Genomic DNA, 15,293 nt, shown 5'->3' on the forward strand with positions numbered 1-15,293 from the left:
CGGCCGGCGGGCCGGGGCAGAACCGGAAGACCGGCGGTTACTGATAGGCCGGCAGCAGCCATTCGCCGTTGGTGACGAAGAACTGTTCGGCAAAACCGTCACCCAGCCGTCCGATGTGGCGGGAGAACTCCGCCAGCGGTTCGGTGCCGCCCTCGGGGTGGGGGAAATCGCTGGAATAGCAGTAGCATTCGGCGAAGCCGTAGCGGTCGATGTAGTCGGCCACCCGTTCGAACCGGTACGGGGTCAGGCGGACGTTGCGGCGCAGGTATTCCGACGGCTTCAGGGACAGCACGCCGGACATCCGCCGGTGATAGATGTCGGCGATGTGATCCAGCCGTTCGGCCAGCGGGCCCAGCCAGCCGCTGCCCAGTTCCAGAACGCCGAAGCGCAAGGCGGGGAAGCGTTCGAACACACCGCCCAGGACCAGCGTGGTCAACAGGTTCTGCGGGGCGTATTGCAGGGCGGAGAAGGCGAAGATGTTGATCTGTTCACACTCCGACGCGATGTCGGTCGGGCGGAAGTTCAGATGCTCCACCCCGTTGGCCCAATCGTAGCTGGCCAGGAAGCCGTATTCCCCGCCGGCGTGCAGCACCGCGGAGGAGCCGGACTCCTCCAGGATGCGCCACAGCCGGTCCATCTTGGCGTGCGCGGGCGACAGCTTGGCCGGCGGGGCCGAGCTGGGGATGACGAAGGCGCGGCACCCGGCCTTCACCATCGCTTCCGCCTCGTCCGCCGCCACGTCGATGTCGTGCAGGTTCAGAAGGGCGGCGGCGCGCAGCCGGTTGGGATCGGTCTTGATGTACTGCAGGACGAAACGGTTCCAATGGCGCATGGTCGCAACGCCGAGTGCGGTGTCGGCGAAGGTGGTCGCCATGATGCCCGGATCGGCCAGGATCAGCCCGCGGGCCACGCCCATCCGGTCCATGCATTTCAGCCGCCCGTCGGGGGTGAAGGCGCCGGGGGCGACGGCCCCCTTGAGCCTCCACACCGTGTCGTCGGTGTATTCTTCCGTTTCGACGTCGATTAGCGAGGCGACGCGCTTTTGTTGCTCGGGCGGAGCCTGTTCCTTCATCTGGCGAAGCATTTCTGCGAACTGGACGCCGACCTCTCCGGCGGCGATTTCATATGTATCCGGTGAAGGCTGGATATGCATGTCCAGATCCAGCAGCCTTCCGTGGTACCGGCTTCCGTCTAACATCTTTTCCCCCTTGTCAAAGCCCGGCATCACGATCACCGGACAGAAACATACGAATGATTCGGTGCGAAAAGATACAATGGCCTTGCAACCTTATTCCGGTCAATCACGATTCAATACGCTTCCAAATAGAATTGTATCTCGCCATATTATCTCATGGCCCCGAATCGATTCTTGGCTATACGGGAGATGAGGCATCAAATAGATGCTTTTGTATGTTCCACCCACATCTCGTGCCGCTCTAACCGCTTGAAATGGAAGGCTGCGGCCTTTCACTCCCCGCTGAAATAGATTCACGGTGCCATCAAATGAAATTTGCGCTAGAGAACGATGGGTGGATCGTTTTCGAAGTTCGGAGGTAGACATGACGTATGAAACGCATCACGGTACCGACAACGGTGCCGAACCCTTGGCGGCGGAAGCTCCGGCCGACACCGCCCCGGCGGCCGAGCCGGCCACCGCCCCCTCGGCGAACGAGCTGGCGTCGCTGGAAAAGGTCCGCCATTACATGGCGTGGTCGGCGGCGGGCGGGCTGGTTCCCGTTCCCGGTCTCGACCTGGCCGCGGTGCTCGCCGCCCAGCTCAAGCTGCTGTCGGAAATCAGCACGATCTACAATGTTCCGTTCAAGCAGGATCTCGCCAAGCACGTGATCGGTTCGCTGATCGGCGGCGTGGGCAGCCTGGCGGTGGCTCAGGCCACCTCGTGGGCGATCCGCAGCATCCCGGTCATCGGCACGCTGGCGTCGGCGTTCTGGCAGCCGGCCATCGCCAGCGCGGCCACCTGGGCGCTGGGCAAGGTGTTCATCCAGCACTTCGAATCGGGCGGCACCTTCCTCGACTTCAAGCCGGAGAAGGTCCGCGCCTATTTCCGCGAACAGTACGAAGCGGCCCGCGCCGGCAAGACCGATTCGTCGGAAACCGTGCAGGCGGCGTAAACCGGTGGCGGCGGATCCGGCATCCCGCGGGGTGCCGGATCCGCCCGTCCGTCTGGTTGTGCGGCTGGGAGCCTTGGCTCCCAGCCGTATTTTTATGCGTGCGCATGCCCTCGGCCATAATATTTTCAAAAGAAAAAACCGATCGCAAAATAAAATTTGCGAGTGCCATGATTTTTTAATTCGACCAAAAGCTGTTTTCCCGCGCCCCGTCCCCGCCCGGCCGGGACAAAGGAAAAGCCCCTGAAGGGGGTGCCTTCAGGGGCCGAGCATGGGGGGAGCGCGGGGGGAGACGTGCCGTTACGCGGCCCGGACTTTCACCAGGAACGCGGACACCTCCGAGCGCAAGGTGGCGGCGGAACGCGACAGGGCCTGGGCGCTGCCCAGCACGCGCGAGGCCGCGGTGCCGCCGTCCGATGCCGCCCCGCTGACCTTGGCGATGGCCGAAGACACCTCGGCGGTGCCGGCGGACGCCTGTTGGACGTTGCGGGCGATTTCCTGGGTCGCCGCGTCCTGCTGCTCCACGGAATCGGCGATGACGGCGGCGATCTGGCTGCTTTCGCCGATCACCTGCACGATGCCGCGGATGGAATCCACCGTGCGGTGGGTGACGTCCTGCACGTCGGCGATCTGCTGGGTGATGTCCTCGGTGGCCTTGGCGGTCTGGTTGGCGAGGTTCTTGACCTCCGACGCCACGACGGCGAAGCCCTTGCCGGCCTCGCCCGCGCGGGCCGCCTCGATGGTGGCGTTGAGCGCCAGAAGATTGGTCTGCTGGGCGATGGAGTTGATGAGCTGCACCACCTCGTCGATCTTCTGGGTGGCCGACACCAGCCCCTCGGCGGTCTGCTGGGTGTTTTCGGCGGTCTGGACCGCCTGATTGGCCACGTCGGACGACCGGCGCACCTGCTGACCCACCTCGCGCACGGTGGCGGCCAGTTCGGTGCAGGCGGCGGCCACGGTCTCGACGTTGGTGGTGGCCTGGGTGGCGGCGGCGGCGACGGTGCTGGCCTCGGCGGTGGTCTTGTCGATGGCGCCGTTCAGGGTGCGGGCGGCTCCTTCCAGATCCTCGGCGGCGTTGGCCACCAGGGTGACGATGGACCCGACGCTGCGTTCGAACTGGGATGCGAGATCGTCCATGACGCGGCGCTTCTCCGCTTCCGCCCGGCGTTCGGCTTCCTGGTTTTCCTGTTCCATCCGGCGGGCGCGGACCATGTTGTCCTTGAACACGGCGACGGCGCGGATGATCTCGCTCACCTCGTCGTGGCTGGTGGCGGTGGGCACGTCCACCGAGAGGTCGCCGTTCGCCAGCCGCAAGGTGGTGTCGGTCAGCCGGCGCAGGGGCCGGACGGTGGCGATGGACCATGCCGCCAGCGCCACGCCCAGAACGATGGTGACGGCGCACAGGCCGATCATCAGCATCTGGAAATCCGACGCCAGGGCGCGCGCCTCCTTGGCGATGATGTTGTTGTCGTTTTCCTGGAGGTCGATGAACTGGTTGATGCGGGCCAGCCATTCCACAAACAGCGGGCGGGCCTGTTCCACCAGGATCTTCGACGCCTGGGCCGAATCGCCCGACCGGCGCGCCTCGATCACCCGCTTGATGAGGGGGAGGGTCTTGCCCTCCGTCTCCTTGATGCTGGTGAGGATCTGGCGTTCGCGCGCGGAAATGTCGGTGCGGGCGGCGAACATGCGGTCGAGCAGGTCGGCGGCCCTGGCGTAATCGGCGGCCAGCTTGTCGATGGCCGCCACCTCCGCCGCCACCTGGGCGGTGTCGGGCAGCAGGGTCACGTCGCGCAGGCTGATGGCACGGTCGTGCACGCTGCCGCGGAAGTTGATGGCGTAGCGTTGCTTGACGCTGTTCACGTCGTTGATCAGCGTCAGGTCGTAATCAATGATGTTGACCTTGACGATGCCGATGCCCGTCAGGGTCGCCATCAAAAGAAGGATGCCGGCAAAGCTGACCACGAGCCGGGTGCTGATCTTTGCATTTGCGAACACGCTCTGTTCCTCCCCCATGCGGGACCGGCGGTGATGGATGTCCCCGTCGGCCGGAAGGCTACACCGGAAAGATCCGCACCGGTACGGCCGCGGCTAACTACGCAATCCGTCCGGCGCCGGATCACCGTAAGAGGAAAAAGTTACAGCGTGATAAACGGTTACCGGGTGGGTGGAGGGGCTGCCCTGCGCGCCCGGTACTTGTCTCGCCGGGCCGGGCGTGGTTCCCTGATGCCCCCTTGCCGGAGGTCATTCCCCATGAGTTGGAACACGCTGGGCCTGTTCCTGGTCACCTTCTTCTTCATCTCGGCGACACCGGGGCCGAACATGCTGCTGGCCATGAGCCTTGGCCTGCGGTTCGGCGTGGGCCGGGCCGCGTGGGGCGGCATCGGCATGGTGTCCGGGCTGGTGGTGCTGGCCAGCCTGTCGGTGCTGGGCCTGGGCGCGCTGCTGGCGGCGTCGGAACCGGCATTCCTGACGCTGAAATGGGCGGGTGTCGCCTATCTGACGTGGCTGGGCTGGCAGACGTGGCGCGCACCCGCCGCCCCGGTCACCCCCGGCGATGCCCCGCCGGTGAGCGGGGAGGGGTCGGCGGGCCGGCTGTTCGTGCGCGGCCTGCTGGTCACCTTCAGCAACCCCAAGGCGCTGGTGTTCATGGCGGCGCTGTTCCCGCAGTTCATCGAGCCGGCGCAGCCGCTGCTGCCGCAGTTCGTCACCCTGGTGGCGCTGATGGCGGCCATCGAGTTCGGGTGGATTCTGACCTACGCCGCCGGGGGCCACACCCTGGCCGCGCGCCTGTCCAGCACCACCGCCGTCCGCAGCCTGAACCGCCTGAGCGGCGGGCTGATGATCGGGGCCGGCGGGTTGCTGGCGCTGGCCAAGCGGATCTGATTGGGCTACCGCCCAAACCCCCTTTGTTTTTATCGATAAACAAAGGGGGAGGTTTGGAGGCGCCAGCCTCCAAGCGGGGCCGGGGCGGCAACCCCGCTCTCATCCCGCCATATAAAGCCCCCCATTGACGTGGATGGTCTCCCCGGTGACATAGGCCGCACCGGGGCCGCAGAGGAAGGCCACGACCTCCGCCACCTCCGCCGCGGTGCCCAGGCGTTTCAGGGGCGTGCCCTCGATCATCCGCGCCTTGCGGGTGCCGTCCAGCGCCTGCATCATCTTCGTGTCGATCAGCCCCGGCGACACCGCGTTGACACGGGTGCGCGGGGCCAGTTCCTGGGCCAGGCTGCGGGTGAGCGTCAGCACCCCGCCCTTGGCCGAGGCGTAAGGGGTGTGGTCGATGCTGCCCCGGTGCCCGGCGACCGAGGTGATGTTGACGATGGCGCTGCCCTCGGCCAGCAGGGGGATGAGCGCGCGGATCGTCCAGAACACCCCGTCGAGATTGACCGCCAGCGAGCGGCGCCATTGTTCCGCCGTCATGGAGCGCACGTCCAGGTGCTGGTAGAGGCCGGCGCCGGTGATGACGCAATCCACCCCCCCGAACCGTTCCCGCGCCAGATCCGCCACCCGTTCCGCCGCGGTGGGGTCGGTGACGTCCTGGCCGCACACGGCGACGTCGGCGCCGGTCAGGGTGTCGGCAAAGGCGGCCAGCGGTTCCATGTCGATGTCGGTCAGCAGCAGCCGGGCGCCGGCCTGCGCGAACAGCGCCGCGATGGCGCGGGGAATCTCGCCGTTCGCCCCGGTGATGACGGTCACGCGGCTGGACAATGCATGCATTTGGGTGTTCCTTCACCTGTTCGCCGAACTGTAATCGGCTGTTTTTCCTAGGGTTTTTACCTCTTTGGCGCCGTGGGGCGGAAAATTGCCTTTGGGCCGCAAGAGTCTGCTTGTCTGACAAGCATATCACCTGCTAGGATTCCTGCCAACAAAGCCGAGCAACGGCCGCCGCCGCTCTCCCGACGCCGGGAACGGGGCACCACATTTGGGAGGAGCATCGCCATGGCGGTGTTGGACATCAGCGGTACGACGCGCCTGCTTGCGATCGTGGCCGACCCTATCAAGCATGTGCGCACGCCCCAGGCGTTGAATCGCCTTTTCACCGACCGCGGCGTGGACGCGGTGATGGTGCCGATGCACGTGCCCCCGGAACATCTGGCGGTCTGGCTGGCGGGCCTGCGCACCGTGCGCAATCTGGCCGGCGCCGTGGTCACCGTGCCGCACAAGGAGCGGGCGGCCTCCCTGTGCGATGAGCTGACGCCCGAGGCCGCGGCCATCGGTGCCGTCAACGCCATCCGCCGCACCGCCGACGGCCGCCTGCTGGGCGCCATGTTCGACGGGCTGGGGCTGGTCCAGGGCCTGCGCCGCGCGGGCATCGACCCGGCGGGGCACCACGCGCTGCTGGCCGGGGCCGGCGGGGCGGCGTCGGCGGCGGCCTTCGCCCTGGCGCAAGCCGGGGTGGCCCGCCTGACCATCGCCAACCGCACGGCGGCGAAGGCGGACGCGTTGGCCGCCCGCATCGCCGCGGCTTACCCCGGCGTGACCGTCGCCGCCGGTCCGGCGGACCCCGCCGGTTTCTCGCTGGTGGTGAACGGCACCTCGCTGGGCATGGCGGCGGGCGATCCCCTGCCGGTGGACGTGGACCGGCTGGAAGCGGGTGCCGTGGCGGCGGAGGTCATCATGAACCCCGCGCGCACCGCCTTTCTCGATGCCGCCGCCGCCCGCGGCTGCCGCACCCACGAGGGGCGCCACATGCTGGAAGCGCAGTTGGACCTGCTGGCCGGGTTCCTGACCGGCCCCGCCGCCTGATCCTGATCCCCTTGTTCAAACCCGCCCCCGCCGGGTGACCGGCGGGGGCCGACAAAAACGCAAGACATTGCGACACGGAGGAAGCCGTCTATGAAGTTCGCTCATGCCGCCGCTGCCATCGCGCTGACGGTCCCCATGGCTGCCGCCCCCCTGGCCGGCGCCAAGGCCGAGGCCCTGCGCATCGCCATCATCGAAAGCCTGTCGGGCGGCCAGACCTCCACCGGGCGGCCCAACGTGCTGGGCGCCAGCTACGTCATCGACAAGCTGAACGCCGCGGGCGGCTTCAACGGCGACAAGATCGTCGTCACCGAATACGACAACGGCGGCAACACCGCCGGCGCCTCGGCCAAGTTCAAGCAGGCGCTGGCCGACGGCGTGCACATCGTCATCCAGGGCTCGTCCTCGGCCATCGCCGGCCAATTGTCGGAGGACGTGCGCAAGCACAACCTGCGCAACAAGGGCAAGGAGGTGCTGTATCTCAACGTCGGCGCCGAGGCGATGGAGCTGACGGGCGAGAAGTGCCACTTCCACGCCTTCCGCTTCACCACCACCGCACCCATGCGCGTCGGCGCCCTGGTGCGGGTGATGAAGGAGGCGGGCACGCTGGGGGGCCGCGTCTATTCCATCAACCAGAACTATTCCTGGGGCCAGGACATGGAAGCGGCCATCAAGGGCAACGCCGCCGCCGGCCGCTACGAGGTGGTGGAAACCGTCCTGCACGAGGTCAACCGCATCCAGGACTTCGCCCCCTTCGTCGCCAAGATCCAGGCGGCCAAGGCCGACACGGTGATCACCGGCAACTGGTCCAACGATCTTCTGCTGCTGATGAAGGCGGCGGGGGCGTCGGGGCTGAAGGCGCGCTTCGCCACCGCCTTCCTCGACCAGCCGGGCAACATCGGCAACGCCGGTGACGTGGCGCTGGGCCATTACGTCGCCCACACCTACAACGCCGAAGCCACCGACGGCGTGATGGCCGAGGATTACAAGAAGGTCACCGGCCATTACCCCGCCTATGTGGAGCCCAACACCATCAACGGCGTGAAGATGCTGGCGGAGGCGCTGAAGGCGGTGGACTTCAAGGGCGGTGCCATCGACGTGGACAAGCTCGCCCTGGCGCTTGAGAACGTGACGCTGACCACCGACACCGGCGTGCAGTCCATCCGCAAGGAGGACCATCAGGCCTATCTGCCGGTGGTGGTGTCGCGGGTGGAGGCCGGGGTCAAGTACCCGGTGGACGGCACGAACCTGGGCTTCCGCCCGGTGAAGGTGCTGCCCTCCGACCAGACCATCTATCCGGTGCAGGCGTCCTGCAAGATGACCCGTCCCAACTGATGCCGTCTGCGCCCTCCCTCCCTTGCCCCCGTTTGACCGGGCGGGGGAGGGGGCGCGCCATCTGGCCTCCGCAACCGGGAGACCGCCCCCGTGGAATTCCTCATCACCTCGCTGCTCAACGGCGCCATCTACGGCATGCTGCTGTTCATGGTGTCCGCCGGCCTGACGCTGATCTTCGGCATGATGGGCGTGCTGAATTTCGCCCACGCCTCCTTCTACATGCTGGGGGCCTATTTCGCCTACACGCTGTCGGGCCTGTTCAATTTCTGGGTCGGGCTGCTGGTGGCCCCGCTGCTGGTGGGTGCGGTCGGCATGCTGATCGAGCGTTACATGCTGCGCCGGGTTCACCGCCACGGCCATGCCCATGAACTGCTTCTCACCTTCGGCATCGCGCTGATCTGCGAAGAGCTGGTCAAGCTGTTCTACGGCGATTTCCCGGTGAACTATCAGATGCCCGCGGGGCTGAACTTCTCGGCCTTCACCGTGTTCGGCGCCCAGTATCCCTTCTACCGCCTGTTCATCGGCATGGTGGCGCTGGTGATGTTCGCCGCCTTGCTGCTGGTGCTGACCCGCACGCGCATCGGCATCGTGGTGCGCGGGGCCGAGCGTCTGCCCAAGATGGCGGAGGCGTTGGGCCACAACGTGCCGATGATCTTCATGGGCGTGTTCGGGGCCGGGGCGGCGCTGGCCGGGCTGGGCGGGGCGGTGGCCGGGGCCTTCTTCCCCACCAACCCCAACATGGCCATCGACCTGGGCGTCATCGTGTTCGTGGTGGTGGTGGTCGGCGGGCTGGGGTCGCTGGCGGGGTCGCTGGTGGCGTCGCTGCTGATCGGCGTCTTCACCTCCTTCGCCATCGGGCTCGACTGGTCCATCGCCCGGCTGCTGGCGCCGCTGGGGCTGGGGGACTGGGCGCAATCGGTGGGCGGGCCGCTGTCCATGACGCTGTCGTCGGTGTCGGGGGCCGTGCCGTTCATGCTGATGCTCATCATCCTGCTGGTCCGTCCGGCGGGGCTGATGGGTGCGAAGAACTGAGGGGCCGCGACATGTCTGGCAAGAAACTGTTTCTCGGGCTGCTGGCCGCGGTGCTGCTGGTGGCCGTTCCCCCCTTCCTCGGGCTGGGGTGGCAGAACGCGCTGACCAACGTGCTGATTGCCGCCTTGTTCGCCACCGCCTTCAACCTGCTGATGGGGCAGGGGGGGATGCTGTCGTTCGGCCACGCCGCCTATTACGGCATCGGCGCCTTTGCCGTGCTGCATCTGATGCGGGCGGTGGAGGGGGGGCTGCCGTTCCCAACCGCCCTGCTGCCGCTGGCCGGGGGCCTGGCCGGTCTGGTGGCCGGGCTGGGGGCGGGGTATTTCGCCACCCTGCGCACCGGCGTCTATTTCGCCCTGGTGACCTTGGCGCTGGCGGAACTGCCCCACGCGCTGGCCCCCCATTGGGAAGGGGTGTTCGGCGGGGAATCCGGGCTGTCGTCCATGCGCATGCCGTCCATGGGGCTGGATTTCGGGTCGAGCCTGCAGGTCTATTACGTGGCGCTGGGCTGGACCGTGGTGTGCGTGGCGCTCCTCTACGCCTACACCCGCACGCCGTTCGGGCGGCTGACGCTGGCGCTGCGCGACAACGAGCAGCGGGTGCGCTTCATGGGCTTCGACGCCCACGCCGCCAAGACGCTGGTGTTCGGGGTGTCGGCCATGATGACCGGCATCGCCGGCGGGCTGCTGGCCCTGTCCAGCGAAACCGCGAACTACAACATCTTCTCGTCCCATGTGTCGGCGCAGGTGGTGCTGCATGTGTTCGTCGGCGGGTCGGGGCTGTTCTTCGGCCCGGTGATCGGCGCCACGGTGCTGACGCTGTTCTCGTTCCTGGCGTCGGAGATGACGCGGGCGTGGCTGCTGTACCAGGGCATCATCTTCACCCTGATCATGCTCTACGCCCCCACCGGCATCGCCGGGGTGGTGCAGGCCCACATCGCCGCCCGCCACCGCCTGCCCTGGGGCCGTCTGGCGGGTCCGTACGCGGTGGCGGCCATCGGCGGGCTGCTGGCCGCCGCCGGCACCGTGTTCGTGGTGCAGATGGCCGAGCATGTGTTCTCCCAGACCTACCGCGCCGCGGCGGCGCAGGGGCGGTGGGGCGACGTGGCGCTGTTCGGGCTGACCTGGGCGCCGCACAACCCCGCCACATGGCTGGCGCCGCTGGCCGTGTTCGCGCTGGGCATCGTCATCCTGCGCCGCGTGCGCGCCCCCATCGCCCGGCTGTGGCACGGCGGGGAGGATGAGGCGGACACCGCCGCATCCCAGCCCGCCCACGGCGCCGCCTGACCCGGAAAGGCCGCAACCATGACCGACCATTCCCATGACACCCCCGCCGCCGACGTGCTGGTGCTGGACGATGTGCAGAAGCATTTCGGCGGGCTGCAGATCATGCGCGGCGTCAATCTGGCGGTGCGCCGCGGCGAGCGCCATGCCATCCTCGGCCCCAACGGTGCCGGCAAATCCACGCTGTTCAACCTGATCTCCGGGGCGTTTCCGCCCACCAGCGGGCGGATCATGCTGAACGGCCGCCCGATCCAGGGGCTGGCGCCGGAACGCATCAACCGCCTGGGCCTCGCCCGCTCGTTCCAGATCACCAACATTTTCGGGCGGATGAGCACGTTCGAGAATTTGCGCATCGGCGTGATGGCCCGCCAGGGCGTGCGCTTCGGCCTGTTCAGCCCCGTGGCGTCCAACCGCCGCCTGAACGAGGAGGCGCGCCATCTGCTGGATCTGGTGCGGTTGAGCAAGCGCGCCGACACCCCCGCCGCCGACCTGACCTATTCCGAACAGCGGGCGCTGGAGATCGGCATGACGCTGGCGACGGGGCCGGAGGTGATCCTGCTGGACGAACCCACCGCCGGCATGTCGCGGGAGGAAACCGCGTACATGGTCGAGCTGATCCGCGACGTGACCCAGGGCAAGACCCTGCTGATGGTGGAGCACGACATGAGCGTGGTGTTCAGCCTGTGCGACCGGATTTCGGTGCTGGTGTACGGCGCCATCCTCGCCACCGGCACCCCGGACGAGATCCGCGCCAACCGCGCGGTGCAGGAAGCCTATCTGGGCGAGGAACTGGCGGGGGAGGCGGCCTGATGCTGCTCAGCGTTGACAATCTGCACGCCCATTACGGCAAGAGCCACATCCTCCACGGCGTCAGCTTCACCATGGCCGAGGCGGACATCGTGGCGCTGTTGGGCCGCAACGGCTCGGGCCGTTCCACCACGCTGAAGGCGATGATGGGCTGGCTGGAACCCACCGCCGGCTCGGTGCGCCTGAAGGATAAGGAACTGGCCGGACGCAGCGCCCATGCCGTCGCCCGCCAGGGGCTGGGCTATGTGCCCGAAGAGCGGCTGGTCTTCCCCAACCTGACGGTGGAGGAGAACCTGCACATGGGCATGCTGTCCGGCGTCGATGGCGCCCCGCGCTGGAGCGTGGACGACATGTACGCCTATTTCCCCCGCCTGCGCGAACGCCGCAACCAGAAGGCCGGCACCATGTCGGGCGGCGAACAGCAGATGCTGACCATCTGCCGCTCGCTTCTGGGCAACCCGCTGGTGCTGCTGGTGGACGAGCCCACCGAGGGGCTGGCGCCCAAGATCGTGGACGTGGTGACCGACGTGGTGCGCGACATCCACCGCCGCGGCGTCGGCGTGCTGCTGGTGGAACAGAAGATGAGCATGGCGCTGAAGGTCGCCCAGCGGGTGCTGGTCATGGGCCACGGCGCCATCCAGTTCGACGGCAGCCCCCAGGACATCCAGGCCCGCGGCGACATCCGCCGCGAATGGCTGGAGGTCGCCTGAAGCGTCGGTGCCGCGCCGGGCTGGTGCAACGAAACCATCTTTCTCATCGTCATTCCCGCGAAGGCGGGAATCCAGGCGAGAGCCGCGGCAGCGGCGACATGAGTCCCGAAGGTGCCGGCAGGGAAACACCTTCTGGATCCCAGCCTTCGCTGGGATGACGGGGAAAGAGGAAGAAGCCCATGCGCGCCACCACTTGTCAGACAATATGACCATAAGACTTCGGAGACGTGCCAATTATGACGGATACTCTGGCAAGCAGGAGTGGGGAAATCGGCAGCACCTCTCCCCCCGTGGTGCTGGTGACGGGGGCGGGGGCCGGCATCGGGCTGGCCATCGCCCGGCGCTTCGCCCAGGGCGGGGCCGCCGTCGCCCTGCTGGACCGTGACGGCGACGCCGCGGCCATGGCGGCCATGGACCTTGCCGCACTGGGCGTGAAGACGCTGGGGCTTGCCGCGTCGGTCACCGACGAGCGGGCGGTGGATGCGGCGGTGGAGCAGGCCGAAGCCACCCTCGGTCCCATCGGCGTGCTGGTCAACAACGCCGGCATCGCGTGCAACAAGCCGACGCTGGAACTGGGCCTGGACGAATGGCGCCGGGCGGTGGACGTCAACCTGACCGGCGTCTTCATCTGCGCGCAAAGCTGCGGGCGGCGCATGGCGGCGCGCGGGCGCGGCACCATCGTCAACATCGGCTCCATGTACGGCACGGTGGCCGCCCCCAACCGCGCCGGCTACTGCGCCACCAAGAGTGCGGTGGACATGCTGACCCGCGTGCTGGCGGTGGAATGGGCGCCGCTGGGGCTGCGCGTCAATGCCGTGGCCCCCGGCTATGTGCGCACCGCGCTGCTGGAAGACCTGATCGAGCAGGGCCGGGTCGATGCCGACGCGCTGATCGCCCGCACCCCCGCCCGCCGCTTCGGCACGGTGGAGGAGGTGGCGGAGCTGACCCATTTCCTCGCGTCCGGCGCCGCGTCCTTCATCAACGGCCAGGTGGTCGGGCTGGACGGCGGCTGGACCGCCAACGGCTATCTGTAACGTTCGCCCCCCGGAGATCGTCATGACTGTTCAGGACACCCTGTCCCCGTCCGCCCCCTGGCGCGAACTGCGCTCCACCGCCGCCGACTGGGACGCCGCCGATCCCGCCCTGTTGGGCACGCTGCTGGTCCACCAGCACCTGATCCGCGCGTTTGAAGAAAAGGTTCTGGAACTGGCGGGCCGCGGGCTGGTCCACGGCCCCGCCCATTCCTCGGTCGGGCAGGAGGGCGGGGCCGCCGGCTCGATCCTGCCGCTGCGCGCGTCGGACCAGATCAACGGTTCCCACCGCGGCCACCACCAGTTTCTCGCCAAGGCGCTGGGGTACATCGGCCCGCAGCACCCCGATCCCCGCGCCGATCTCTCGGCGGATGTGAAGGGGCTGTTGCGCAAGACGCTGGCCGAGATCCTGGGTCTGGCCGAAGGCTTCTGCAAGGGCCGCGGCGGCTCCATGCATCTGCGCTGGGAAGAGGCGGGGGCGCTGGGCACCAACGCCATCGTCGGCGGCGGCGTGCCGCTGGCCGCCGGGGCCGCGTGGGCGCACCGCCGGGCCGAGACCGGCGACGTGGCGGTGACCTATTTCGGCGACGGGGCGGTCAACATCGGCTCGGTGCTGGAAACCATGAATCTGGCGGCGGCGTGGCGCCTGCCCCTGTGCTTCTTCATCGAGAACAACCGCTACGCCGTCGCCACCACGGTGGAGGAATCCACCGCCGAGCCGCGGCTGTCGGCCCGCGGGCTTGCCTTCGGCATTCCATCGTGGAAGGTGGACGGCATGGACCCGCTGGCGGTCTATCTGGCCATGGAAGAGGCGCTGGCGGTCATGCGCACCGGCGGCGGCCCCACCATCATCGAGGCCGACGTCTACCGCTATTTCCACCAGAACGGCCCGCTGCCCGGCAGCGCCTTCGGCTACCGCACCAAGGACGAGGAAAAGGCGTGGCGCGCCCGCGACCCCCTGGACCGCGTGGCGCGCGAGATGACCAGCCGCGGCCTGCTGACCCACGACGACGTGGCGGGCTTGCGCGCCCGCTGCGTGGCGGCGATGGACGAGGCGGCGGCGGCCCTGCTGGACACCAGCGGCCCGGCCCCGCGCATCCGCCCCGAGCTGTGGCCGTCGCCCGATTTCCGCGATTACGGCATTCGCGGCGACCTGTCGGAAATGGCCGGCGTGCGCACGGCGGAGCAGGACAGCTTCACCGGCACGCTGGCCGAGCGTCCCTTCATCGACACCGTGGCCGACGTCATGCACCGGCGCATGGAAACCGACGACCGCGTCGTCGTGCTGGGCGAGGACATCCACCGGCTGAAGGGCGGCACCAACGGCGCCACCCGCGGTCTGGCCGCCGCCTTCCCCGGCCGGGTGCTGGGCACGCCCATCAGCGAGAACGCCTTTGCCGGTCTGGCCGGCGGCATGGCGATGGACGGGCGGTACATCCCGGTGGTGGAATTCATGTACCCCGATTTCATGTGGGTGGCTGCCGATCAGGTGTTCAACCAGATCGCCAAGGCCCGCCACATGTTCGGCGGCGAGGGGATCATGCCGCTGGTGCTGCGCACCAAGATCGCCATGGGCACCGGCTACGGTTCCCAGCATTCCATGGACCCGGCCGGGATCTTCGCCACCTCGGTCGGCTGGCGCATCGTCGCCCCCTCCACGCCGTTCGATTACGTCGGGCTGATGAACAGCGCGCTGCGCTGCAAGGATCCGGTGCTGGTGCTGGAGCACGTTGATCTTTATGCCTCCAAGGGCCTGGCCCCGGTGGACGATCTCGACTACTGCATCCCGTTCGGCAAGGCGCGGGTGGTGCGGGCGGGGACGGCCGCCACCGTGCTCACCTATTCCGCCATGGTCGCGCCGACGGTGGCCGCCGCCGGCCGGCTGGGCGTGGATGCCGAGGTGATCGACCTGCGCAGCCTGGACCGCGCCGGGCTGGACTGGGACACCATCGGCGCGTCGATCCGCAAGACCGGCAATGTGCTGATCGTGGAGCAGGGGTCCATCGGCACCTCGTACGGCGGGATGCTGGCCGATGAGATTCAGCGCCGCTTCTTCGATTGGCTGGACCAGCCGGTGCAGCGGGTTCACGGTGCCGAGGCATCGCCCAGCGTGTCCAAGGTGCTGGAAGCCGCCGCCGCCGCCGGCCCGCGGGAGATCGAGGACGGCCTGCGCCGCGTGATGGCCGATCAGGGCCTGCCGCTGGCCCTGGCCGCCGAATAAAC

At 68.1% G+C, this 15,293-nt stretch carries 13 protein-coding genes; 10 read left to right on the forward strand and 3 right to left on the reverse strand.

All coding sequences use genetic code 11. The features are described from left to right. Positions 1–37: 37 nt before the first annotated feature. Positions 38–1,198, reverse strand: coding sequence for an amidohydrolase family protein (locus tag M2352_RS20915; RefSeq protein ID WP_264666467.1), 1,161 nt, complete (start codon positions 1,196–1,198; stop codon positions 38–40). A gap of 361 nt (positions 1,199–1,559) precedes the next feature. Here M2352_RS20915 and M2352_RS20920 point away from each other — a divergent pair, with 361 nt between their 5' ends. Continuing rightward, positions 1,560–2,129 carry a YcjF family protein gene (locus M2352_RS20920; RefSeq protein ID WP_264666468.1) on the forward strand — a complete coding sequence of 190 codons (570 nt, stop codon included), beginning with the start codon at positions 1,560–1,562 and terminating at the stop codon, positions 2,127–2,129. Positions 2,130–2,426: 297 nt separating this feature from the next. Here M2352_RS20920 and M2352_RS20925 read toward each other — a convergent pair whose 3' ends face one another. After that, entirely contained in the window at positions 2,427–4,124 is a 1,698-nt protein-coding gene (locus M2352_RS20925) for a methyl-accepting chemotaxis protein (RefSeq protein ID WP_264666469.1), read from the reverse strand. A 255-nt stretch (positions 4,125–4,379) separates the two neighbouring features. On the opposite strand from M2352_RS20925, the gene M2352_RS20930 reads away from it, so the two are divergent. After that, on the forward strand, positions 4,380–5,012 hold the full coding sequence (locus M2352_RS20930) for a LysE family translocator (protein ID WP_264666470.1): 633 nt from the start codon (positions 4,380–4,382) through the stop codon (positions 5,010–5,012). A gap of 99 nt (positions 5,013–5,111) precedes the next feature. On the opposite strand, the gene M2352_RS20935 is transcribed toward M2352_RS20930, so the two are convergent. Beyond that, positions 5,112–5,846 carry an SDR family NAD(P)-dependent oxidoreductase gene (locus M2352_RS20935; protein WP_264666471.1) on the reverse strand — a complete coding sequence of 245 codons (735 nt, stop codon included), beginning with the start codon at positions 5,844–5,846 and terminating at the stop codon, positions 5,112–5,114. A 222-nt stretch (positions 5,847–6,068) separates the two neighbouring features. Here M2352_RS20935 and M2352_RS20940 point away from each other — a divergent pair, with 222 nt between their 5' ends. The 8 genes from M2352_RS20940 to M2352_RS20975 all read left to right on the forward strand — a co-directional run bounded on the left by M2352_RS20940 (position 6,069) and on the right by M2352_RS20975 (position 15,291). After that, on the forward strand, positions 6,069–6,875 hold the full coding sequence (locus M2352_RS20940; RefSeq protein ID WP_264666472.1) for a shikimate dehydrogenase family protein: 807 nt from the start codon (positions 6,069–6,071) through the stop codon (positions 6,873–6,875). Positions 6,876–6,965: 90 nt separating this feature from the next. Beyond that, complete coding sequence (locus tag M2352_RS20945) at positions 6,966–8,207, forward strand: branched-chain amino acid ABC transporter substrate-binding protein (RefSeq protein ID WP_264666473.1); 1,242 nt, start codon at positions 6,966–6,968, stop codon at positions 8,205–8,207. A gap of 90 nt (positions 8,208–8,297) precedes the next feature. Further along, on the forward strand, positions 8,298–9,239 hold the full coding sequence (locus M2352_RS20950) for a branched-chain amino acid ABC transporter permease (RefSeq protein ID WP_264666474.1): 942 nt from the start codon (positions 8,298–8,300) through the stop codon (positions 9,237–9,239). 11 nt (positions 9,240–9,250) lie between these two features. After that, on the forward strand, positions 9,251–10,525 hold the full coding sequence (locus M2352_RS20955) for a branched-chain amino acid ABC transporter permease (RefSeq protein ID WP_264666475.1): 1,275 nt from the start codon (positions 9,251–9,253) through the stop codon (positions 10,523–10,525). A gap of 18 nt (positions 10,526–10,543) precedes the next feature. Beyond that, positions 10,544–11,332 carry an ABC transporter ATP-binding protein gene (locus M2352_RS20960; protein ID WP_264666476.1) on the forward strand — a complete coding sequence of 263 codons (789 nt, stop codon included), beginning with the start codon at positions 10,544–10,546 and terminating at the stop codon, positions 11,330–11,332. Continuing rightward, positions 11,332–12,039 (forward strand): ABC transporter ATP-binding protein, encoded by a 708-nt coding sequence (locus tag M2352_RS20965; protein ID WP_264666477.1) that lies wholly within the window; start codon positions 11,332–11,334, stop codon positions 12,037–12,039. The genes M2352_RS20960 and M2352_RS20965 overlap by 1 nt, the downstream gene beginning before the upstream one ends. Positions 12,040–12,275: 236 nt before the next feature. After that, positions 12,276–13,073 (forward strand): SDR family NAD(P)-dependent oxidoreductase, encoded by a 798-nt coding sequence (locus M2352_RS20970; protein WP_264666478.1) that lies wholly within the window; start codon positions 12,276–12,278, stop codon positions 13,071–13,073. Between the two features lie 22 nt (positions 13,074–13,095). Then, the gene (locus M2352_RS20975; RefSeq protein WP_264666479.1) at positions 13,096–15,291 is read left to right on the forward strand and encodes an alpha-ketoacid dehydrogenase subunit alpha/beta; all 2,196 of its coding nucleotides are present in this window, start codon (positions 13,096–13,098) and stop codon (positions 15,289–15,291) included. Positions 15,292–15,293: the final 2 nt, after the last annotated feature.

It is taken from the genome of Azospirillum fermentarium, from assembly GCF_025961205.1.
GTDB classification, from domain to species: domain Bacteria; phylum Pseudomonadota; class Alphaproteobacteria; order Azospirillales; family Azospirillaceae; genus Azospirillum; species Azospirillum fermentarium.

Excerpts from the sequence above, each read along its gene's own strand:
- M2352_RS20915 (WP_264666467.1), bottom strand. The coding sequence starts at position 1,198 with ATGTTAGACGGAAGCCGGTACCACGGAAGGCTGCTGGATCTGGACATG.
- M2352_RS20920 (WP_264666468.1), top strand. The coding sequence starts at position 1,560 with ATGACGTATGAAACGCATCACGGTACCGACAACGGTGCCGAACCCTTG.
- M2352_RS20930 (WP_264666470.1), top strand. The coding sequence starts at position 4,380 with ATGAGTTGGAACACGCTGGGCCTGTTCCTGGTCACCTTCTTCTTCATC.
- M2352_RS20935 (WP_264666471.1), bottom strand. The coding sequence starts at position 5,846 with ATGCATGCATTGTCCAGCCGCGTGACCGTCATCACCGGGGCGAACGGC.
- M2352_RS20940 (WP_264666472.1), top strand. The coding sequence starts at position 6,069 with ATGGCGGTGTTGGACATCAGCGGTACGACGCGCCTGCTTGCGATCGTG.
- M2352_RS20945 (WP_264666473.1), top strand. The coding sequence starts at position 6,966 with ATGAAGTTCGCTCATGCCGCCGCTGCCATCGCGCTGACGGTCCCCATG.
- M2352_RS20955 (WP_264666475.1), top strand. The coding sequence starts at position 9,251 with ATGTCTGGCAAGAAACTGTTTCTCGGGCTGCTGGCCGCGGTGCTGCTG.
- M2352_RS20960 (WP_264666476.1), top strand. The coding sequence starts at position 10,544 with ATGACCGACCATTCCCATGACACCCCCGCCGCCGACGTGCTGGTGCTG.
- M2352_RS20965 (WP_264666477.1), top strand. The coding sequence starts at position 11,332 with ATGCTGCTCAGCGTTGACAATCTGCACGCCCATTACGGCAAGAGCCAC.
- M2352_RS20970 (WP_264666478.1), top strand. The coding sequence starts at position 12,276 with ATGACGGATACTCTGGCAAGCAGGAGTGGGGAAATCGGCAGCACCTCT.
- M2352_RS20975 (WP_264666479.1), top strand. The coding sequence starts at position 13,096 with ATGACTGTTCAGGACACCCTGTCCCCGTCCGCCCCCTGGCGCGAACTG.